The 21,752-nt window shown below is 64.8% G+C and carries 19 protein-coding genes and 2 pseudogenes; 13 read left to right on the top strand and 8 right to left on the bottom strand.

All coding sequences use genetic code 11. The annotated features are described in order from the left end of the window. Positions 1–133: 133 nt before the first annotated feature. Genes RPF88_RS17250 through RPF88_RS17235 form a run of 4 tightly spaced genes read right to left on the bottom strand, consistent with a single transcriptional unit; the run spans position 134 to position 3,802 of the window. Positions 134–901 (bottom strand): N-formylglutamate amidohydrolase, encoded by a 768-nt coding sequence (locus RPF88_RS17250; protein WP_337122699.1) that lies wholly within the window; start codon positions 899–901, stop codon positions 134–136. After that, the gene (locus RPF88_RS17245) at positions 901–2,223 is read right to left on the bottom strand and encodes a glutamine synthetase (protein ID WP_337122698.1); all 1,323 of its coding nucleotides are present in this window, start codon (positions 2,221–2,223) and stop codon (positions 901–903) included. The genes RPF88_RS17250 and RPF88_RS17245 overlap by 1 nt, the downstream gene beginning before the upstream one ends. Beyond that, a complete protein-coding gene (locus tag RPF88_RS17240; RefSeq protein ID WP_013530318.1) occupies positions 2,220–2,867 on the bottom strand; it encodes a cysteine hydrolase family protein in 648 nt (215 codons plus the stop codon). Before RPF88_RS17240 ends, RPF88_RS17245 begins: the two co-directional genes overlap by 4 nt. After that, a complete protein-coding gene (locus RPF88_RS17235; RefSeq protein WP_337122697.1) occupies positions 2,864–3,802 on the bottom strand; it encodes a MurR/RpiR family transcriptional regulator in 939 nt (312 codons plus the stop codon). The genes RPF88_RS17240 and RPF88_RS17235 overlap by 4 nt, the downstream gene beginning before the upstream one ends. 144 nt (positions 3,803–3,946) lie before the next feature. Between RPF88_RS17235 and RPF88_RS17230 the strand changes: the two genes are divergently transcribed. From RPF88_RS17230 to RPF88_RS17200, 7 genes and pseudogenes are all read left to right on the top strand, one after another. Beyond that, positions 3,947–5,113 carry an NAD(P)/FAD-dependent oxidoreductase gene (locus tag RPF88_RS17230; RefSeq protein ID WP_337122695.1) on the top strand — a complete coding sequence of 389 codons (1,167 nt, stop codon included), beginning with the start codon at positions 3,947–3,949 and terminating at the stop codon, positions 5,111–5,113. 14 nt (positions 5,114–5,127) lie between these two features. Next, positions 5,128–6,969 (top strand): branched-chain amino acid ABC transporter ATP-binding protein/permease, encoded by a 1,842-nt coding sequence (locus RPF88_RS17225; RefSeq protein ID WP_337122694.1) that lies wholly within the window; start codon positions 5,128–5,130, stop codon positions 6,967–6,969. 41 nt (positions 6,970–7,010) lie between these two features. Next, positions 7,011–8,177 carry an ABC transporter substrate-binding protein gene (locus RPF88_RS17220; RefSeq protein ID WP_337122693.1) on the top strand — a complete coding sequence of 389 codons (1,167 nt, stop codon included), beginning with the start codon at positions 7,011–7,013 and terminating at the stop codon, positions 8,175–8,177. A gap of 4 nt (positions 8,178–8,181) precedes the next feature. Further along, a pseudogene (locus RPF88_RS17215) lies at positions 8,182–8,881 on the top strand (ABC transporter ATP-binding protein). Positions 8,882–8,885: 4 nt separating this feature from the next. Continuing rightward, positions 8,886–9,767 (top strand): branched-chain amino acid ABC transporter permease, encoded by an 882-nt coding sequence (locus RPF88_RS17210; protein WP_027035600.1) that lies wholly within the window; start codon positions 8,886–8,888, stop codon positions 9,765–9,767. 4 nt (positions 9,768–9,771) lie between these two features. Next, a complete protein-coding gene (locus RPF88_RS17205; RefSeq protein ID WP_337122692.1) occupies positions 9,772–10,401 on the top strand; it encodes an FMN-binding negative transcriptional regulator in 630 nt (209 codons plus the stop codon). A 28-nt stretch (positions 10,402–10,429) separates the two neighbouring features. After that, positions 10,430–11,476, top strand: a pseudogene (locus tag RPF88_RS17200) (ornithine cyclodeaminase). 12 nt (positions 11,477–11,488) lie between these two features. On the opposite strand, the gene RPF88_RS17195 reads toward RPF88_RS17200, so the two are convergent. The 4 genes from RPF88_RS17195 to RPF88_RS17180 form a co-directional block, all read right to left on the bottom strand. Next, entirely contained in the window at positions 11,489–12,592 is a 1,104-nt protein-coding gene (locus RPF88_RS17195; RefSeq protein ID WP_337122691.1) for an alcohol dehydrogenase family protein, read from the bottom strand. Between the two features lie 8 nt (positions 12,593–12,600). After that, positions 12,601–13,980 carry an aspartate aminotransferase family protein gene (locus RPF88_RS17190; RefSeq protein WP_127370294.1) on the bottom strand — a complete coding sequence of 460 codons (1,380 nt, stop codon included), beginning with the start codon at positions 13,978–13,980 and terminating at the stop codon, positions 12,601–12,603. Between the two features lie 32 nt (positions 13,981–14,012). Then, a complete protein-coding gene (locus RPF88_RS17185) occupies positions 14,013–15,506 on the bottom strand; it encodes an NAD-dependent succinate-semialdehyde dehydrogenase (protein ID WP_337122690.1) in 1,494 nt (497 codons plus the stop codon). Positions 15,507–15,636: 130 nt separating this feature from the next. Then, entirely contained in the window at positions 15,637–16,128 is a 492-nt protein-coding gene (locus RPF88_RS17180; protein ID WP_127367341.1) for an Lrp/AsnC family transcriptional regulator, read from the bottom strand. 82 nt (positions 16,129–16,210) lie between these two features. Between RPF88_RS17180 and ehuR the strand changes: the two genes are divergently transcribed. From ehuR to eutA, 6 genes are all read left to right on the top strand, one after another. After that, positions 16,211–17,596 (top strand): MocR-like ectoine utilization transcription factor EhuR, encoded by a 1,386-nt coding sequence (gene ehuR / locus RPF88_RS17175; protein ID WP_024502310.1) that lies wholly within the window; start codon positions 16,211–16,213, stop codon positions 17,594–17,596. A gap of 126 nt (positions 17,597–17,722) precedes the next feature. Next, positions 17,723–18,514: an ectoine/hydroxyectoine ABC transporter ATP-binding protein EhuA gene (ehuA, locus tag RPF88_RS17170; RefSeq protein WP_024502311.1), complete on the top strand. Its 792-nt coding sequence runs from the start codon at positions 17,723–17,725 to the stop codon at positions 18,512–18,514. Between the two features lie 87 nt (positions 18,515–18,601). Beyond that, positions 18,602–19,453, top strand: a complete 852-nt coding sequence (ehuB, locus tag RPF88_RS17165; protein WP_013530327.1) for an ectoine/hydroxyectoine ABC transporter substrate-binding protein EhuB — start codon at positions 18,602–18,604, stop codon at positions 19,451–19,453. Between the two features lie 157 nt (positions 19,454–19,610). Next, complete coding sequence (gene ehuC, locus RPF88_RS17160) at positions 19,611–20,270, top strand: ectoine/hydroxyectoine ABC transporter permease subunit EhuC (protein WP_013530328.1); 660 nt, start codon at positions 19,611–19,613, stop codon at positions 20,268–20,270. Positions 20,271–20,304: 34 nt separating this feature from the next. After that, positions 20,305–20,964 (top strand): ectoine/hydroxyectoine ABC transporter permease subunit EhuD, encoded by a 660-nt coding sequence (gene ehuD, locus RPF88_RS17155; protein WP_024502312.1) that lies wholly within the window; start codon positions 20,305–20,307, stop codon positions 20,962–20,964. 3 nt (positions 20,965–20,967) lie between these two features. Next, positions 20,968–21,744 carry an ectoine utilization protein EutA gene (gene eutA / locus RPF88_RS17150; RefSeq protein ID WP_337122689.1) on the top strand — a complete coding sequence of 259 codons (777 nt, stop codon included), beginning with the start codon at positions 20,968–20,970 and terminating at the stop codon, positions 21,742–21,744. Positions 21,745–21,752: the final 8 nt, after the last annotated feature.

The raw sequence follows: 21,752 nt of genomic DNA, 5'->3' as shown, positions 1-21,752 counted from the left end.
GCCGCGGGGCGTGATTGCCAGCAGCCGCCGATCAGCCGGTTGCCCCGGCTGCCGATGACGCTGAGCGGCGAGAAACGCAACTTGCCGATCTGGGCGATGGTCGCGGCGTCGCGCTCGCGCAGGCTTGGATTGCTCACGGCACGGTTTCTGTCTCGAGTGCCGGCAGTGCCGCCGCCAGCCGGTCCGCCCATTCCTCGATGCCGGACCGTGTCGACAAAAGATCCTGCCGGATCTCAACGAGGACGGCGGCGATGCCGCGATCGTCGCCATGGATGGGCACGGCGTAGTCGGCGTCGCGGCTGATCACATAGGGCACGTTGGCCGCGACATTGAGCGCCGCATCGGTGCGCAGGCCCGAAAGGATCGCTTCGGCGAGACCTCTTGCTTGGTCATGCAGCACGCCGGCATGCCAGGGCCTGCTGACGCCGAGGAAGACCGGCGTGAAAGAATGGATCGTCACGATCCGCGTCTGCCGGCCTGCTTGTGCCCGGCGGTCGAGATAAGCGGTCACCCGGTCATGGAACGGCGAAAAGATGATCTCGGCGCGCCGGGTCCGCTCCGCCGCATCGATGCCGACATTCCCGGGAATGTCGGTGTCTTCCGACAGTACCGGAATGCTGCCTGGCGTGCCCAGTGGCCGGTTGAGGTCAATCAGCAGCCGCGAATAGCCGCTGAGGAAGGCCGGAGCATCGAGCTTCGACGACAGCAGGCGGGTCACTTCGGCGGCGCCGATATCCCAGGCGATGTGGCGCTGCAGATGGTGGGCATCGAGGCCAAGCTGTCGATACTCGACCGGCATGTGGTTGGACGCATGCTCGCACAACAGCACGATATCGGAACGGCCGTGCTCGTTGAGGGCCTCGACGGCCTCGGGCCAATCATTTTTTGTCACTGCGGTCATCAATAGAGCGTCCGGTAGAGATCGCAGATGGAGGCCGGATCGAGACCGGCAAGACGCTCGGCTTCATGTCGCTTGAGGCCGACGAAGGTTTCGATGAAGACGGGCGCGAACCATCCCGTCACGGTGCCGTCGGCCAGCAACGCGTCCAGTGCCGCGGGCAGGGTTTCGGGCAGGCGCACCAGACCGAGACTTGCCCGCTCCGCCTCGCTCATCAGTGTCGGGTCGCCGGTGACCAAAGGTGGCGACGTCAGGCCCGCCTTCAGCCCTTCCAGCCCGGCGCGGATGATCGCCGCCAGCGACAGATAGGGATTGCCGGTGGCGTCGGCGGCCCGGTATTCGATGTTGTATTGCCGCGCCGGATCCCGTCCGCCGATCGTCACCGTCGGGCAGATGCGCAGCGACGCCTCGCGGTCGCGGTCGGCAAGCCAGGTGTAGGAAGAACTCCAGCTGTGCGGCTTCAGCCGGTAGAAGGACGACACGCTCGACGCCGTCATGGCGGTCATCCCAGGCAGATGGCGCAGCACGCCGGCACAGAAGGCGCCCGCTTTGGCGGAAAGGCCGCCCGCCAGTGCCGGATCGTAAGTCATCGGCTTGCCGGCCTCGTCGACGAAGCTGAAATGGATGTGGACGCCGTTGCCAACGGCGGTTGGCGCTGTCTTGGGGGCGAAGCTCGCACGCCAGCCGGCATTGCGCGCCAACTCGCGCGTGATTTCGCGGATGGCGACGGCGCGGTCGGCCGCCGTCAGCGCGTCCGCCGGCTCGTGCGTCACCTCGAACTGCTCGTCGCCGAATTCGGCGATGACCACCTCGGGCGCGACGCCGGCTTCCTCGAGCGCCGCCATCAGATTGGGCGCGAAAGGGTCGGCGCGGCGCAGTGCGGCGAAAGACATTGAATGCGCCTGTGCGAAGCCGCCGTCGGCAACGTTGAATTCGTGCTCGAAGGCGGCGATGACCGACAGGCCGGTTGCGGTTTTCAAATCGGCCAGCGCGTCTTTGAGCATCGTGCGGGTGCAGCCGAGCCATGGGCTGCCGTCGAGTTCGACGATGTCGCCGGCGACCATATCGAATGGCGTTGCCGATCCGGTGCGTGTTGTGCGAAAGCGCGCCTCGAGATCGGGGATCAGCCGCAGGTCGCCCGACGAGCCCCAGGGGTTGGGATCGACGATCGAGTTGAACGGCGTCAGCGACAGATTGGCCTGCAGCCAACCGACGCCGGTCGTGGCGGTCTTCTGCAACTTGCTTTCGGCAACGAAACGGCCCCGCGTGACGGCGGAGAGATCCGTGGTGACGACGGCAACCAGAGGCTCGACAGTCGACGTCATGCCGGTTTTCCCAAAGCGTTGAAGCGGTCGACGACCGTGTCGGTGTCAGCCACCCAGCAGTAGCCGCCGAAGGCCTTGAGCGCGATGTCGTGGCGTTCCTGGGTGATGGTGGCGCAGGCATCCGATACGCAGGTGACAAGATAGCCGCGGTCGGCGCCGTCGCGCACCGCCATATCGACGCATTGATCGGTCAGCACGCCGACCACGACGAGATAGCGGATGCCGAGGTTCTTGAGGAGATAGTCGACATTGGTCGAATTGAAGATGCCCGACGACGTCTTCGGCAGCATGATCTCGTCGCCAACCGGCGCCAGCGATGCCACCGGCAGTCCTTCGGGGAGACTGGGCGCAACATGGATCGGTGTCAGCTTGTGGTCGAGCGAGCGCTCACGGCCGTCTTCGGTCAGGCTCTGGATGATGGTGTGCAGCACCTCGACGCCATTGGCCCGCGCCGCCGCCAGCAGGCGCTCCTGGTTGGGGATCGTCTGCGAGGATGTCTGCCGGTAAAAATAATGATCGGGGCCACGTTCCGGATGCGACGGATCGGCGCCCGGCTCCAGCCAGATGCGCTGCATGTCGACGAGCAGCAGTGCCGTTTCGCCGGCACGGAAGGCTTCGTCTCGTTTGGGTAGGGCCTGGGTCATGCTTTGTCGTCCTGCTTTGCTGATTTGGGTCCCGGTGTCTTGCGGGGGCCGGGTGTCTTGCGCGCGCCGTTCTCTTGCGGTTCGCTGTCGAGCGTCACGGCATTGGCATGCCGCACCTTTTCGAGTCGCTCGATGCGGGCGCGGGCCTCGTCGCCCAGCGCCGAAACGATATGGGCGACCAACGCTTCCATCTGTGCGATCGCCGGCGCCAGCGTGTCGTAGGGCGAGGCGACTTCGAGCGGGCTGACGATGGTGACTTCGGCGAGATCTGATATCGGCGACAGCCATTGGTCGGTGAACAGGACGATGCGCACATCGAGCGCCGCCGCCTGTTTTGCATAGGCCATCACATCGAGTTGGTAGCGGCGGTAGTCGAAGACGACGAGCACGTCGCGCCGGCCGAGGTCGGCCAGCGTGTCGAAGATCTGCGGAGAGAGCACGCCGAGATCGCGAACCCCGGAGCGGAACTGCACGAGATAGCCGGCCAGCATGCCGGCGATGTGGCGGCTGAACCGGCCGCCAACCAGCACGACCTCGCCCTTGGCCTCCATCAGCAAGCGGGCCGCCCGCTCGTATGTCTGGACGGGTGTCGCGGCGGTGGCTTTCTGCAAGGCCGTGGTGACGCTATCGAGATAGGCCAGCACGGCGCTGTCGTTGGAACCGCTCTGCCGCTTGGCCTCCATCATCAGCAGCGGCGAGTGCAGTCTTGCCTCGACTTCGGCCAGAAGCCTCGCCTGGAAATCCGGAAACCCTTCATAGCCGAGCTTCATCACCAGCCGCACCACGGTTGGATCGCTGACGCCAGCGCGCCGGGCGAGCGACGAAGCGGTGCCGAGGCCGGAGGTCGGATAGTCCGTCAACAGCAGTCGGACGATCTTCTCCTCCGACGGCGTCAGCGCAAGATCCCCGCGCATCAGAACATCGCGTATCGCCATGGGCCCCCCGGAATCCGTGTTCTCTTGTTTTGTTGAGTTTATTACAGAGATTTAAATCTCGGTCAACAATGAAGAGATGTTGACATTGCGCGATCGCTGGCCCTACCTTGTCGAAAAGCAGCCAAGAGACTGTGGGGAACAGCCATGCGAAATGGAAGCGACGTCATCGTCGTCGGTGCCGGTATTGTCGGATCGAGCGCGGCCTATGATCTGGCCAAAGCCGGTGTGAAGGTCACGCTGGTCGAGCAGACCCATCCCGCCGGCGGCCCGTCGGGCAAATCGTCGGCGCTGCTGCACGCCTTCTACCTGATGCCGGAACTGTCGCAGCTATCCATCCGTGGCCGAGAGATCCTGGTGTCGTTGCCCGAAATCGCGGGCGAAGGATCCTTTGTCACCGAAATCGGCATGATGTGGGTCTGCGGCAACGACAACAAGGCGAGCTGGACGTCGGCAGCCGAACGCATCCGCGGCGAGGGCGCGCGCATCGAGACCTTGTCGCCGCAGGCCTTTGCCGATGCCGCACCGGGCTTTGCCCTGGACAATGTCGCGCTGGCGCTGTGGGAACCCGAGTATGGCTATGCCGATGCCTTCGGCGCCACCAATGCTATTGCCCGTGCCGCCCGCGCCAGTGGTGCCAGGATCATGCAGAACACGTTGGTCGAGAGCCTCCAGCGGCAGGGCGACCGCATCACGGGTGTCACACTGACCGATGGAACCGTGCTGGAAGCCGATACGGTTGTTCTTGCCGCCGGGCCGTGGACGCGCCGCCTGCTGGCGACGGTCGGCCTCGATTTGCCGCTGCATGTCGAGCGCCATCCGATGGCCGTGCTCGACGCTGCCGGCAAGGCAAGGCAGGTCATGCCTTTCGCCTGGTGCGACGACATTTCCTGCAACTATGCACGACCCGACAATGACGGCGTCATCCTCGCCGGCACCTGGGCCGGCGGCGGCACCGGCCTGCGTCACGAACATGCGGGCCGGCCGCGCTTCGTCGAAAATCCCGACACCTATATGGAAGGTGTCGAGGAATCAGAATCGGTCGAGATACTGGAGACCTTCGCCACCCGTGTACCGGCCATGGCCGAGCTTGGCATCCGGCCGGGCTATGCCGGACTCTACGACATGAGCCCCGACGACCTGCCGGTCATCGGACCCATGCCTGGGGTTGAAGGGCTGGTCGTTTCGGCGGGGTCCTCCGGCCACGGTTTCAAGACCGGGCCGGCCGTCGGCGAGGCGGTGGCCAGGCTGGTCACCGAGGGCGCCCAGCCGATCCTGGCGCCGTTTTCGCCCAGCCGTTTCAAGGCCGCGTGATGGCGTCGGTGACAATGAGCGAGAGCAAACCTCGCAGCTTCATGCCAGCCGCGTTTCGCAACGCCACGGCCGACGCCTTGTGCATGGTTGCGGTGCTGCTGCTGGTGGCGCTTGCCGCCTTCATCTTCGGCGGCGCCGCCATGCAACGCGTCGTCACCTATGCCGCGATCATGCTGACGGCGGTGCTTGGCCTGCAGATATTCTCCGGCAACAGCGGCATCGTCTCGTTCGGCCAGGCGGCCTTTGTCGGCCTCGGCGCCTATGCGACAGGCATTCTCACCATGCCGACGGCACTGCAGCGAACGGCACTGCGCGACCTGCCGCAGTTCCTCGCCGGCCATCAGCTTTCCTTTTTTGCAGCGTTGGCCGTCGTCCTGGTTCTTGCGGTGGTCATCGGCCTGTTGACCGGCACGCCGCTGCTCAGGCTGTCCGGGTCGAGTGCCTCGATCGCCACGCTGGCCATGCTGATCATCGTCTACACGCTGCTGGTCGCCGGGCGCGAGATCACCCGCGGCAGCCAGCCCTTCTACGGCGTGCCACGCGAGGTCGGGCTGTGGACCGCCGCGGCCGTCGCTTCGGTGGCGCTGGTGGCGGCGCGGTTGTTTCCCGAAACCTCCTTCGGCCTTGCCACACGCGCCGCCGCCAATGACGAGCGCGGTGCGGCCGCCGTCGGCGTCGACCAGCGCACGGCGCGTCTGGCCGCCTGGGTGGCGGGTGTCGTCGCCGCCATGGCTGCCGGCGCCATGATGGCGCAGTTTCTGGGTGCGTTTTCACCGCGCGATTTCTATTTCGACCTGGGCTTCACCATGCTTGCCATGCTGATCGTCGGCGGCATGACCTCGTCGCTCGGCGCTTTCGCCGGCGTCATCGTCACCATCGTTTTGGTCGAAGTGGTGCGCCGCTTCGAAGGCGGCGGCGAAGTGCTCGGCCTGCATCTGCCTGTCCTGTTCGGCTTGACCCAGGGCGTGCTTGCCATCGCCATGATCCTGGTCATCTGGCGACGCCCGACCGGCCTGTTCGGCGAGCGTGAACTGAACCTGCTGCGCCGGCCCGGACGCCAGGCCGTGACGGCTTCGGCGGCACCTCCGCAGCGTGTCGAGAGTGACCGGCTCTCCGCCGAGCGTCTGTCGCGTCGCTATGCCGGCGTCGTCGCCGTCGACGACGTCAGCCTGAACTTCGAGACCGACAGCATCACCGGCATCATCGGCCCCAATGGCGCTGGCAAGACGACGCTGCTCAACATGCTGGCCGGTGATGTCAAGCCAAGTGCCGGTACCGTGTCGGTGGGTGGCGCGGTGCGGCAGGCTTCTGCCTTCCGCTTCGCGCGCTCCGGCGTTGCCCGCACCTTCCAGAACATCCGCGTCTTCCCGCACATGACGGTGCTGGAAAACGTCGTCGTCGCCGCACGCCAGGTAGAGCCTGATCTCGTCCATGCCGAGGCGGCGGCAATGGGTGAACTTGCGCGCATGGGGCTGGAGAGATTTGCCGATCAGCCGGCCGCCAGGCTTGCCTATGGCCAGCGACGCCGGTTGGAAGTGGCACGTGCGCTGGCGTTGAAGCCGCGCTTCCTGCTGCTCGACGAGCCGGCCGCCGGCATGAACGCCGTCGAGACCGCCGAACTGGTTTCCATCCTCTCGACAGTCCGCACCGAGCGCCGCATCGGCGTCGTCCTGATCGAGCACGACATGCGGCTGGTGATGAACCTGTGCGAACGCATTGTCGTCATCGATCATGGCCGCGTCATCGCCGACGGCACGCCGGGCGACGTTCAGAAGAACCCTGCCGTGATCGCAGCCTATCTCGGCAGCCGCACGGCGCGCGCCAAGACCGCAACGCCTGAAAACCAGACCGCATAGACCGCAACGACCAACGACAAAAATCCAGAAGGAGAACCGACATGCCAAGCCTCTATCGCCTCCATCGCGCCGCCTTCTGCGCTGCCGTGTTCGGCATCGCCGCCATTTCGACGGCCAGCGCCGAGGAGATCATCATCGGTGCCGCGACCGCGCAGACAGGCGGTCTTGCCCCTTACGACCAGCCGGCACTTGCCGGCCTGCGCATGTCGCTCGACGAACTCAACGCCAAGGGCGGGTTCGGCGGCAAATACACCGTCAAGCTGCTGATCAAGGACACCCGCTCCGACACCGCGCAGACCGCCACGGTCGCGCAGGAGCTGATCGATGCCGGCGCCAAGATCATGATCACGCCGTGCGATGCCGATCCCTCGATTTCCGCCGGCCAGCTGACCCAGCCTCTCGGCATTCCGACCCTGACGCTGTGCGGCTCCGCCCCGGTGCTCACCGGCGCGGTCGGCGATGTCATGTTCGGCACCTATCCCGCCGACAATGTACAGGCGACGGCGGTTGCCGACTTCGCCGTCTCCGAAGGCAAGAAGAAGGTGTTCCTGCTGACCTCGCCGGACTCCACCTACACCGCCAATCTGCCGGAATATTTCGGCAAGGTGTTCGAGAAGAAGGGCGGCGCCATTGTCGGCCGCGGCACCTTCAGCATGGGCCAGCCCGACTTTTCCGCCGAGATCACCAACATCAAGGGCTTGGCCGATAAGCCCGACCTGATCATGACGGCGGCCTATGAGCCCGATTTCCCAGCCTTCATCCAGCAATTGCGCGGCGCCGGCGTCACCATCCCGGTCTATGGAGCCGATGCCATCGGTACGCCGACCATCAAGGCGCTCGGCAAGTTGGTCGACGGCGTCGTCTACACCGCGGCCGGCTATGCCGAGCCGGGCAGCAAGCTCGAAGCCTTCAACGCCGCCTTCACCAAATATGCCGGCCATGCGCCGGAATCGACCTATGAGGTCAATGGCTACGAGATCGGCCTGATCCTCGACCAGGCGGTCAAGACGGCCGGCTCCGACGACCCGAAGGCGATCCGCGACGCCATCGCCGGCCTCAAGGATTTCGAGGGCATCACCGGCAAGATCACCTATGCCGGCACGGACCGCATGCCGCTGCGGCCAGTGGCGCTGATGCGCTACGAGGGCGGCGAAGGCAAGCATGTCGAGACCCTGATCCCCGAAGCCGCCGACGTTCCGGCGCCGTGATGTCATGCTGAGCGTCGAAGCCCTGAAAATCCGGTACGGCGAGGTCGAGGCGGTGCGCCGCGTCGACCTCGCCGTCGACAGCGGCGAGATCATCGCCCTGGTCGGCGCCAACGGCGCCGGCAAGAGCTCGACGCTCGGCGCCGTCGCCGGGCTGGTGCCGGCGGCATCCGGCAAGGTGGTCTTCGACGGTGTCGACATCACCGGCCTGGCGCCGGAGGCGATCGCCCGCAAGGGCGTCGCGCTGGTTCCGGAAGGCCGCCGCATCTTCGCCAGCCTGACGGTGGCCGACAATCTGCGTCTCGGCGGCGCGGTGCATCAGCCGGCGGCCGAGGCGCGGCTGCGCGAAGAGGAGATGCTGGAGCTGTTCCCGATCCTGCGCCGCTACCACCGCGTCAAGGGCGGCAATCTGTCGGGCGGCGAACAGCAGATGCATCGCCCGCGCGCTGATGGGCAAGCCGCGCATGATCCTGCTCGACGAGCCCTCGCTCGGCCTCGCCCCGCAACTGATCGACACCGTCTTCGATCTGATCGCCGAACTGCGCCGCAAGGGCCTGACCATCCTTCTGGTCGAACAGAATGTGGCGCTGGCGCTCGAAATCGCCGACCGCGCCGTCGTGCTCGCCAATGGCGGGGTGGTGCTGTCGGGCACGGCAAAAGAACTCGCCTCTTCGGACCTCGTCCGCCAGGCCTATCTGGGAGCTTAGAAGCATGATCGCGCAGCAGATCATCAATGCGGTGAGCCTCGGCGGCGTCTATGCGCTGCTGGCGCTCGGGCTGGCGATCGTCTTTTCCATCGTCGGCTTGATCAACTTCGCCCATGGCGAGCTGATGACGCTGTCGGGCTATGCGCTGCTCGCCTCGCTGGTGCTTGGCTTTCCGTTCCCCGTAGCCGTGCTTGTCGCCGTGTCCTGCGGCGCGCTCGCCGCTGTCGCCATGGAGCGCATCGCGTTCAGGCCGATGCGCGGCGCCAGCGTCACCAGTCTGTTGCTGACCAGCTTCGCTGTCTCCAGCCTGCTGAAGGTCGTCTTCCAGAACGGCATCTCGGCGCGGCCGCAGGCTGTCGCCATGCCTGGCTGGATGACCGGCGCTTTCTCCTTCGGCGATTTCACCATCGGCGTCGGTCCCAGCATCTCCATCGTCGTCTCCGCACTGGCGCTGATTGCGCTGGAAGTCTTCCTGCGCCGCTCGGTGACCGGGACGGCGATGCGTGCCGCAGCGGAGGATTTCGACGTCGTGCGCCTGATGGGCATTCCGGCCAGCCGCATCATCGCCACCGCCTTCCTGCTCTCCGGCCTGCTCGCCGGGCTGGCGGCCATGCTGTGGGTGGCGCAGCGTGCCTCGGTCGACCCGCTGATGGGTTTCACGCCGGTGCTGAAGGCGTTTATCGCCGCCGTCGTCGGCGGGCTCGGCAGCTTGCCCGGTGCTGTCGCCGGCGGCTTCCTGCTCGGCATCATCGAGGTGCTGCTGCAAGCGACATTGCCGGGAGCGATCGCGCCCTATCGCGACGCCATCGTGCTGTCGGGCGTCATCGCCGTGCTGCTGGTTCGTCCGCAAGGCCTGATCCCGGCGGTTCGCGCCCAGCGAAGCTGACCTGATGTATACCAAGCCCGAGTTCGTGCCACTGTCGCGCGACGAGGTGTTCGGCCTGATCGAGGCCGCGGCCTTTGCCACGGTGGTGACAGCGGGACCGCAGGGCCTTGTCGTCTCTCATCTTCCCTTCGTGCTCGATCGCGCGCGGGGTGAAAACGGAACGCTGATCTCGCATCTCGCCCGGGCCAATCCGCACAGCACCTTGATCAGCGAAGGCAGGGAGACGATCGCTGTCTTCCACGGCCCGCATGGCTACATCTCGCCGTCCTGGTATCCGCGCAATGCGGTGCGCGACAGCGCGCCGACCTGGAACTTTGCCGTCGTGCATTGTCATGGGCATCCGGTGCCGCTCGACGATCACGGCACCGCCCGGCATCTCCTGCAGCTTGTCGACGTGCTGGAGAAGGATCGCGACGATCGCTGGCGCATGCGTGAGCTCGGACCAGGCGGCATGGAGCGGCGCATACCTGGTATCATAGGGTTTGACCTGCCGATCGGGCGGCTCGAAGCCAAGTTCAAGATGGGCCAGGATGAGCGCCTCTACGACACAGGCGGAGCCATCAGGGTGCTGGAGCAAAACGATCCGGCGCTGGCAACGATGATGAAGGCGCACAACGCGCATCGCCAGGACTGACCGCCTGCATGCGGCAAGGAAAAGAAAAATGATCCCCAATCTCAACATCGTGCCCTTCGTCAGCGTCGACCATATGATGAAGCTGGTGCTGAAGATCGGCGTCGAACGCTTCCTCGTCGAACTCGCCGGCTACATCGAGGATGATTTCCGCCGCTGGGAGCTGTTCGACAAGACGCCGCGCGTCGCCTCGCACAGCGCCGAGGGTGTCATCGAACTGATGCCGACCAGCGACGGCGAGGTCTACGGCTTCAAATATGTCAACGGCCATCCCAAGAACATGCGCGAGGGACGCCAGACCGTGACCGCCTTCGGCATGCTCGCCGACGTCCACAATGGCTACCCGGTATTGCTGTCCGAAATGACCATCCTGACGGCGCTGCGCACGGCGGCGATGTCGGCTCTGGCCGCCAAGTATCTGGCGCCGGCCGGCTCCAGCTGCATGGCGCTGATCGGCAACGGCGCCCAGGCCGAATTCCAGGCGGTGGCCTTCAAGGCGCTGCTCGGCGTCGACAGGCTGAGGCTTTATGATATCGACCGCACGGCCACCGAAAAATGCATCCGCAATCTCGCCGGTCTAGGCTTGGACATGGTCGCCTGCGGCACCGCGCAGGAGGCGGTCGAGGGGGCTGACATCATCACCACCGTCACCGCCGACAAGCAGTACGCCACCATCCTCACCGACAACATGGTCGGCTCCGGCGTGCACATCAACGCGGTCGGCGGCGGCTGTCCCGGCAAGACCGAATTGCATCGCGATATCCTGCTGCGCTCAGACATCTTCGTCGAATACCCGCCGCAGACCCGCATCGAGGGCGAGATCCAGCAGCTTGCGCCGGATCATGAGGTGATCGAGCTGTGGCAGGTGATGTCAGGCACCGTGCAAGGCCGGCGCGATTCCGGCCAGATCACGCTGTTCGATTCGGTCGGCTTTGCCATCGAGGATTTTTCGGCGCTGCGCTATGTCAGGGATCAACTGCGCTCGACCGGCCTCTACTAGGAACTCGACATGCTGGCCGACCCCGACGAACCGCGCGACCTGTTCGGCATGCTGTTGAGGGCGGCCCAGCAGGGTTGAGGCATAGAGTGTTCAGCCAGCCGAACCCCACATGGCATCCGGCACCACCACCAGCTTGCCGACGAAATCCTTGGCAATGAAATCCGCCTGCGCATGGTGGAAATCGGAGAGTTTGTAGACGCCACCGACCAGCGGCCGGATTTTCTTCGCCTCGATGTAACCAACGATGCGACGGAAATCCGCGCGCGTGCCCTGGCTCGAACCATGCAACTGCAACTGCTTGAGATACATGGTCCTGAGATCGAGTTGCACGACCGGACCGGCAATCGCGCCCGCGGTCGTGTAGCGGCCTTCGGGCCTGAGAATACGCAAGAGGTCGTTGAAGATCGCGCCGCCGACCAGGTCGGCCACCACGTCGATCGGTTGGCCGCCGGTCGCTTCAATTACGGCTTGCGGCAGGTCTGCGACGCCACGGGTGATGACCGCCTCGGCGCCGATGTCCAGCACCGCCTGTTCCTTGCCCTTGCCGACGACGGCATAGGGAATGGCGCCGCGCGCCCGTGCCAGTTGCACGATGCCGGAACCGACGCCGCCCGAGGCGCCGGTGACCAGCACGCGCTCGCCGGCCTTCAAGCCGGCGCGCTCCAGCATCTGTTCACCGGTCAGGTAAGCGCAGCAGAAGGTGGCGAGTTCGACGTCGCTCATGTCGGTATCGACGAGATGCGCATTCTCGGCCGGCACGGCCTGGTATTCGGCGTAGCCGCCGTCGAGGCCGTGGCCCATATAGTCGATGTCGGCGAGCGAATCGTCGTCGCGATTGTAGATGGAGAAATCGACCATCACCCGTTCGCCGATACGCTCCGGCGACACGCCTTCGCCGACGGCGGCGATGGTACCGACGGTGTCGGTGCCCTGGATGCGCGGGAAAACAAGCGTGTTGCCCTGGCGCCGCCATGTCGACACGGCGGCAGCGTCCTCCTCCGTGCCATAGGCGCCCTGGCGCACCCAAACATCGGTGTTGTTCATGCCGCAAGCGCTGACCTTGACCAGCACTTCACCTGGCGCAGGCGCGGGCACTTTCACATCGCTGCGGTAGACGAGTTTTTCCGGCCCGCCGTGCCCGACAAGCAGCACGGCGGCCATGGTGGCGGGGAGGGTTCTGGTCATGGCCTTCATAGTCGATCTCAGAGATTGGCAAACACGCTCTTGACCGCATCGGCGGTCTTCGACACGACGATGTCGGCTTCCTCGCGGGTCAGGCAGAGCGGCGGCGCGAAGCCAAGAATGTCGCCCTGCGGCATGGCGCGGCCGATGACGCCGCTTGCGGCAAGCGCTGTCGCCACCTGCGGTCCGATCTTCTGCGAAGCGTCGAAGAACACCCGGTCGTCCTTGTCGGCAACGAATTCCACCGCTGCCAGCATGCCGTCGCCGCGGACGTCACCGACATGCTTGTGGCCGCCGACCGCCTTGGCCAGCTCGGCGCGGAAATAGGCGCCGGTCTCCTTGGCATTTGTCACAAGATCCATCTCGTCGATCAGCTCGAGATTGGCCACACCGGCGGCAACGCAGATCGGATGTGCCGAATAGGTCCAGCCATGGCCGAGCGAACCGAGCTTGTCGGAGCCCTCAACCAGCACCTGCCACATCTTGTCGGCGACGATGACGCCCGACAGCGGCGCATAGGCCGATGTCAGGCCCTTGGCGATGGTGATCAGGTCCGGCTTGATGCCGTAATGGTCGGAGCCGAACATGGTGCCCAGTCGGCCGAAGCCCGTCACCACTTCGTCGGCGACCAGAAGCACGTCGTACTTCTTCAACACCGCCTGGATCTTTTCCCAATAGCCGGCCGGCGGCGGCACGATGCCGCCGGTGCCGAGGATCGGCTCGCCGATGAAGGCAGCGACGGTTTCCGGGCCCTCAGCCAGGATCATCTCCTCGAGCTTGTCGGCGCAATGCTGCGAAAACTGCTCCTCGCTCATCGAACGGTCGGCGCGGCGGAAGTAGTAGGGTGCCTCGGTGTGCAGGATCGGCGCGCGCGGCAGGTCGAAGGCGTTGTGGAACAGGTCGAGCCCGGTCAGCGATCCCGTCATCACGCCCGAGCCGTGATAGCCGCGCCAGCGCGAAATGATCTTCTTCTTCTCCGGCCGGCCGAGCACGTTGTTGTAGTACCAGATCAGCTTGATGTTGGTTTCGTTGGCATCCGAACCGGAGAGGCCGAAATAGACCCGCGACATGCCCTGCGGCGCGCGATCGATGATCATCTTGGCCAGCGTGATCGAGGCCTCGGTACCGTGGCCGACATAGGCGTGGTAATAGGCGAGGTTCTTCGCCTGGGCGGCGATGGCGTCAGCGATCTTCTGGCGGCCGTAGCCGACATTGACGCAATAGAGCCCGGCGAAGGCATCGAGGCTCTTCCTGCCATTGTTGTCCCACACGGTGACGCCTTCACCGCCGGCCATGATGCGTGTCGGGCTTTCGCCCCGCGCATGCGTGCCCATATGGGTCGAGGGATGGAAGAAGTGGTCGCGATCCCAGGCGGCGAGTTCGTTGGACTGGTCGAGCATTTTTTGACTCCTTTAGGGATGGCAGGACGAACCTAGGCGACGTCCAGACAGAGATACTTCAGATCGGTGAAGGCTTCGAGCCCGTGGCGCGAGCCTTCGCGCCCGATGCCCGATTGCTTGACGCCGCCGAACGGGATCGGCGCGCCGGTGATCTTGACGCGGTTGATGGCGACCATGCCGTAGTCGAGCGCGCGGCCCATGCGCTGCTGCCGGCCACCATTCTCGGTCACGACATAGGCGACGAGGCCATACTCGGTGGCGTTGGCGCGGGCAATCACGTCATCCTCGCTGTCGAACGGCGTCACGGCGGCAACCGGGCCAAACGTCTCCTCGCGCATGATCAGCGCTTCGTCACTGACATCGGCCAGCAGCGTCGGCTGGTAGAACAGCGGGCCGGCCTGGTGCCGCTTGCCGCCGGTGAGGCAGCGCGCGCCGTGAGCGATGGCATCGGCGACCTGTTCCTCCACCTTCTTGATGGCGCGCTCATGCATCAGCGGTCCGATGTTAATCTTCTCGGCTAGGCCATTGCCGGTCCGCAGCGTCTCGATGCGCTTGGCGAAGGCGGCGCAGAACCGATCGTAGATCGGACGCTGGACGTAGATGCGGTTGGCGGCGAGGCAGTCCTGGCCCGACGTGGCGAATTTGGCGTCGATGGCGATATCAACCGCTTTGTCCAGATCTGCATCGGCAAAGACGATCAGCGGGGCATGACCGCCAAGCTCCATCACCAGCCGCTTCATGGTCGGCGCGCTCTGGGCGGCGATCAGCCGGCCGATCTCGGTCGAGCCGGTGAAGCTCATGGCACGCACGCGCGGATCTTCGCACATCCGGCCGACGATCGTCGAAGCCTTGCCGGTGACGATGTTGAAGACGCCCACGGGCAGGCCGGCGCGTTCGCCGAGTTCGGCCAGCGCCAGCGCCGACAGCGGCGTTTCCGAGGACGGATGCGCGACGATGGTGCAGCCGGCGGCAAGGGCGGCGGCCGCCTTACGGGTCAGCATGGCCGCCGGAAAATTCCACGGCGTGACGACGCCGACGACGCCGAGCGGCTCGCGCCGCACCATCATCTCGGCGTTCGGCAGATGGCTGGTGACGCTCTCGGCGTTCAGGCGTTTTGCTTCTTCGGCATACCATTCGACGAAGGAGGCGGCGTAGTCGATCTCGCCCAGCGATTCCTGCAGTGGCTTGCCCTGTTCAAGCGTCATCAGCAGAGCCAGATCATCCTTGGCGCCGACGATCAGCTCGAACCATTTTCGTAAAATTTTCGAGCGCTCCTGCGGCAACAGCGCCCGCCAGGCCGGGAAGGCGCGCGCCGCGGCATCGATCGCCTTTGTCGTCTGCCGGCCATCGAGCGCGGCGACGAAAGCGACGGTCGTGCCGGTGGCCGGATCGGTGACCTCGAAGCTTTCGGCAGCCTCGCTTGCGGTCCAGTGGCCATCGACATAGGCGAGTTCGCGCAGCAGCCGGCGGTCGGCGAGGCCGTCGAGCGCTTCATGGCGATGCGAGCGGGCGAAATGCGCGGACATGGTCAAAGCCTCCCGGTTCGGACTGATGCGGGAAGACTATCAGCCCGATGCAGATAGAGAGGCTGTTTGGAAGTCCTGGCGTAGAGAGACTCTCTCTATCGGGTTGCCCGGCGAGAGAATCTCTCCGCTCCTATGACGACGCCGGCAAAAGCTCTGCGAGGGGCAGCGCCACCTCGTCCTTCACGGTCTTGATGACGATGTAGGTGAAGTAACGATCGATGCCGATCTCGCGGTCCAGCAAGCCATCGACCAGCCGCTGATAGGCGTCGATGTCGCGCGCCATTACCTTCAACAGATAGTCGACGCCGCCGCCGACAGACCAGCAGGCGACGATCTCGGGAACATCGCGTATAACGCGCTCGAAGCGGTCGAAATCGGCCTGGCGGTGGTTTGCCAGCGTCACCTCCATCAGCACGGTGGCAACGGGTGCCACGACGCGCATGGCGATCCTGGCGTGATAGCCCGAGACGATGCCGGCCTTTTCCAGCTTGCGCAACCGCATCCAGCACGGCGTCGGAGACAGGCCGACCTGCTCGGCCAGCGCCAGCTTGGTGATGCGCCCGTCGCGCTGGATGGCGTCGAGGATTTTCAGGTCGATCGGGTCGAGTTTCGCTGATGTCATCAGGGCTCACTTTTTCGTCCGAATACCATGACGGCGCATTATTTCGATTGTCAATTGCACTGATTTCGATCTCTAATAAGTCATGACATTGTGGCAACCCGATCCCGCGCTTATCCGGCGGCCGGCCTATCAGTCGCTGGCCGACCAGTTCGCGCGCGCCATCCATGACGGACGCCTTGCCAATGGCGCGCGGTTGCCGACCCATCGCAGGCTGGCCGACGACCTCAAGCTTTCGGTGCAGACGGTTAGCCGCGCCTATGAGGAACTGATCCGGCGCGGCCTGATTTCGGGCGAGATCGGCCGCGGCAGCTTCGTCCAGACGCAGCGCCGCGAGCCCGAGCCGCCCTATCTGCCGGAGCGGCTCGGTGAAGTCATCGACCTTTCGATCCTGAAACCGGTCTGCGAGCCGATGCATCTTGAGCGGCTGAAGCAGGCACTGGGATGGCTGGCTGAGAACCTGCCGTCGAGTTCAGCACTTTCGTTCCGGCCCAACATGGTGTTTCCCCGCCACCGCGCCGTCGCCGTCGAATGGTTGAGACTGTGCGGCCTCGATGCATCGCCGCAGAACGTCAGCCTGACCAACGGCGCCACCGCCGGCATGACAGTGGCGCTGATGAGCGTCGCGCCGCCGGGCTCTACGGTCGCCACGGAGGCGATCGGCCACCATACGCTGGTGCCGTTGGCACGCTATCTCGGCTTCAACCTGGAAGGCCTGCCGATCGACGACAACGGCCTGATTCCGGAAGCGCTGGACGAGGCCTGCCGGCTTTCCGACATCCGCGCGGTCTTCGTTCAGCCCTCGGTCATCAATCCGACGGTGACGCTGATGGATGCGCGGCGGCGAGAAGAGATCGCGGCGGTCGCGCGCAAGCATGATATCGCCATCATCGAGAACGATGTGCTGGGTCCGCTGGTCGAAGACCGGCCGCCGCCGGTTGCCGCGTTCGCGCCGGAGCGCACGCTCTACGTCACCTCCTTCACCAAGATCACCGTGCCCGGCCTGCGCATCGGCTATCTGGCCGCACCCGACCGCTACGTCGCCGCCGTCGCCAACCGGCATCTGGTTTCGAACTGGATGGCGACGCCGCTGGTGGCCGAGATCGCCACCAAATGGGTGACCGACGGCACGGCGATGGAGCTTGTCCACTGGCAGCGCGCGGCTTTGCGGCGCCGGCAGGATATTGCAGCGCAGGTGCTGGCGGGGGTCGACTATCGCGCCCGGCGAGACGGGCTGCATGTCTGGCTTCAACTGCCCGCGGACCGTGCCGAGGAAAGCTTTGTCGCCCAGGCCCGCCTGCAAGGCGTGGCTATCGCGCCCGGAACATCCTTCCGTATTTCGGGTGCGCCCTGGCATCCGGCGGTGCGTATCTCGCTGGGTTCGACCACCGAGGGGGAACTGCGCGCCGGCCTCGGCGTTGTCACCAAGCTGCTGCTTGGCGATCCGGAGCATCTGCTGCTCGCAATCTAGGTCCGGTTTGCCCGGAAATTGTGCGGAATCAGAATAATTGTCATGATATTATTTTCCCAATTGACATGATTTGGCGCGTTCCGCATCGTTAAGGGGCATAGGCTTCTCCAGCACGGGGAAATACATTTGTCCGCACCAGCGCCCATCATCAAGATCGACAGCATCTCGAAAAGCTTCGGCAGCTTCAAGGTGCTGGACGGCCTGTCGATGCAAGTCATGCCCGGCGAGAAGCTGGCACTGATCGGCCCGTCGGGTTCGGGCAAGACAACGATCCTGCGCATCCTGATGACGCTGGAGCGCATCGATGGCGGCCATATCCAGATCGACGGCGAGCAGCTCTATCACATGGAGCGCAATGGCCAGCTGTTGCCCGCCGATGAGCGGCATCTGACAAGGATGCGCCAGAAGATCGGCATGGTGTTCCAGCTGTTCAACCTGTTTCCGCACAAGTGCGTCATGGACAATGTCACGCTGGCGCCGATGCTGACCAAGGGCACGCCGCGTGCCGCCGCCGAAAGGCGGGCGATGGAACTGCTCGAAATGGTCGGCATGGCCGACAAGGCCAAGAACATGCCGGCGCAGCTGTCCGGTGGGCAGAAGCAACGCGTGGCGATCGCTCGGGCGCTGGCGCTGTCGCCGAAGATCATGCTGTTCGACGAGGTGACGTCGGCGCTCGATCCAGAGCTGGTCGAGGAGGTGATGAACGTCATGCGCAAGCTCGCCGCCGAGACCGACATGACCATGCTGCTGGTCACCCACGAGATGGGCTTTGCCCATGATTTCGCCGACCGGGTGCTGTTCTTCGATCGCGGCAGGATCGTCGAAGAAGGCAAACCGGACGAGATTTTCCGCAATCCCAAGCAGGAGCGCACGCAAGGTTTCCTGAAGAAGATCATCGCGGCCGGACATCGGGTCTGACCGCAATGCCCAGGGCGACGAAGTCGTCCCGAGGCGGCGAGGGCCGCCATGCAACAAAGCAAGACAAGAAACAAGGAGTTGGGAACAATGAACAAACTTGGCATTCTGGCCGGCGTTGCCGGTCTTGCACTGACGGCGGTGCTGGCCGCCTCGATCCCCGGTTCGGCCGATGACAGCAAGCTCGAGCAGCTCAAGGCGCAAGGTTTCGCCCGCCTCGCCATCGCCAACGAGCCGCCCTATACGGCGGTCGCCGCCGACGGCAAGGTTTCGGGTGCCGCGCCTGATGTGGCCCGCGAGATATTCAAGCGGCTCGGCGTCGCCGACGTTGCCGCTTCGATCTCCGAATATGGCGCCATGATCCCCGGCCTGCAGGCCGGTCGCTTCGATGTCGTCACCGCCGGCCTGTTCATGAAGCCGGAGCGCTGTGCTGCGGTCGCCTATTCGGAACCCGTGCTGTGCGACGCCGAGGCGATGCTGGTGAAGAAAGGCAATCCAAAGGGTTTCAAGAGCTATGAGGATGTCGCCAAGGATACGACTGCGACCATCGGCGCGCCGGGCGGCGGCACCGAGGAGAAGCTCGCGCTCAATGCCGGCGTGCCACGCGATCGCGTCATCGTCGTGCCGGATGGCCAGAGTGGCGTGAAGATGCTCCAGGATGGCCGCATCGACGCTTATTCGCTGCCCGTCCTGTCGATCAATGATCTGGTCAAGAAGGCCAACGATCCGAACCTCGAAGTCATCGCTCCGGTGCAGGGCGCACCGGTCTATTGCGACGGCGCCGCTTTCAAGAAGGGCGACGAGGCACTGCGCGACGCCTTCGATGTGGAACTGGCCAAGATGAAGAAATCGGGCGAGTTCGCCAAGATCATCGAGCCCTACGGCTTCTCGGCGGCAGCCGCGATGTCGACCAGCCGCGACAAGCTCTGCGCGGCGAAGTGATCCTTCCTTCTCCCCGTTCAACGGGGAGAAGGTGTCACGAAGTGACGGATGAGGGGCGGCGCCAAACCTTCGCAAGTTCGCGCCGCCCCTCATCTGCCTGCCGGCATCTTCTCCCCGTAAACGGGGAGAAGATGCTAAACCCAACGTTGGAAACCGAATGACCCAGTGGTCCGGCTATTTCGGCCTGATATTGCAGGGAGCGCTTGTCACCATCGAGCTGACGCTGATGGGGTCGGTGCTGGCGCTGATCATGGCCTTCCTCGCCGGCATGGGGCGCGTGTCGCGCTTCTTTGCGCTGCGTTGGTTGGCCACCGCCTACATCGAGTTCTTCCGCGGCACCTCGATCTTCGTGCAGTTGTTCTGGGCCTATTTCGTGCTGCCCTTCATCGGCATTTCGCTGACCCCGTTGCAGGCCGGCGTGCTGGCGCTCGGCCTCAATGTCGGCGCCTACGCCGCCGAAGTGGTGCGCGGTGCCATCCAGTCGATCGGCCGCGAACAGTATGAGGCCTGCACAGCGCTCAATCTCGGCCGCTGGCAAGGCATGCGCCACATCATCCTGCCACAGGCGCTGCTGGTGATGCTGCCGACCTTTGGCAACAACGCCATCGAATTGCTCAAGGCGACCGCCGTGGTGTCGCTGATCTCGCTCACCGACCTGACCTTCCAGGCGCAGGTGGTGCGCGCCCAGACCGGCAACACCCTGGTGCCGTTCACCACCATCCTGATCATCTATTTCATCCTCGCCCTGCTCATCTCGTGGGGCGTGCGCTCGCTGGAACGACGCATGGCGCGCGGCCTCGATGGGGTGCGTGCCTGATGGCCAACTCCCTTCTGATAAATTGGGCCTACTGATGGAATGGGATTGGAATTTCGTCTGGGAAATCATGCCGACGCTGATCCAGGGGGTGAAGATCACCATCCTGGCGACACTGCTCGGCTCGGTGCTGGCGGCGATCGTCGGGCTGGGCATTGCGCTGGCGCGCCGCTCGCCCAACAAGGCGTTGTCGCGCACGGTCGGCTGGGCGGCTGAATTCATCCGCGGCACGCCGCTGCTGGTGCAGCTCTATTTCATCTTCTACGTGCTGCCCGACATCGGCATCCTGCTGCCGCCGCTGGTCGCCGGTGTCATCGGGCTCGGGCTGCATTACGGCACCTATACGGCCGAGGTCTATCGGGCCGGCATCGACAATGTGCCGCGCGGCCAATGGGAGGCCGCCAAGGCGTGCAATTTGAGCGCCAGTCAGACCTGGACCCACATCATCGTTCCGCAGGCTATCCCACCGATGATTCCGGCGCTCGCCAATTACTTTATCGCCATGTTCAAGGAAACGCCGCTGCTGTCGGCGATCACCGTGCTGGAACTGATGAACCAGGCCAAAAGCGTCGCCAACACCTACTATCGCTATATCGAGCCGATCACCCTGGTCGGTGCTTTCTTCCTGGTCATCAGTCTGTTTTCGGTCGTGTTGCTGCGCTGGCTGGAACGCCGCTACGGCAAGATCGAGAGGTAACCGATGAAACCCTTGCCCGAGATCAAGGTGTATCCGAAACGGCCGGCACTGGATGCGCGTCCGCTGGAGCGGCGCATCGGCCTGATCATCCTGGCCACCGACCACACCAGCGAACCGGATTTCCGCCGCATGGTGGCGAGCGAACGCGTCGGCGTCTATGTCGCGCGCATTCCCTATGCCAACCCGACGACGCCCGAAAACCTGCGCAAGATGCAGCCGGCGCTGACGGCGGGCGCGGCCCTGATCCTGCCGGATGAGCCACTCGATGCCGTCTGCTATTCCTGCACTTCGGCCTCGGTGGTGATCGGCGATGCCGAGATCGACGCGGCGATCCAGGTCGCAAAGCCCGGCGTGCCGGTAATCACCCCGCCGATGGCGGGCGTGCGCGGGCTGCGTGCGCTGGGCGCAAGCAAGATCAGCATCCTCACTCCCTACACGGTCGAGACATCCAGGCCGATGGCCGCCTATTTCGCGGCGCACGGCTTCGAGATCGCCAGCTTCACCTGCCTCGGTTTCGAGGACGACCGCGAGATGGCGCGCATCGCACCGGCGGCCCTCGTCGAACTGGCGCGTGAGGCGACCGACGCCAGCGCCGATGCGCTGTTCGTCTCCTGCACGGCGCTGCGTAGCGCCCTCGCGGTCACCGGCATGGAAAAAACTATTGGACGTCCCGTGGTGACCAGCAACCAGGCGACCGCCTGGAATTGTCTGCGGCTGTGCGGAGATGACACGCCGCATCCCGAATTCGGCCGTCTGATGACGCAGCCATTTGCCGCCTGATTGATGAT

The sequence above is a fragment of the Mesorhizobium sp. ISC11 genome (genome assembly GCF_037162595.1).
In the GTDB taxonomy this organism is placed as follows: domain Bacteria; phylum Pseudomonadota; class Alphaproteobacteria; order Rhizobiales; family Rhizobiaceae; genus Mesorhizobium; species Mesorhizobium ciceri.
This window is presented reverse-complemented; position numbering and strand designations above follow the sequence as displayed.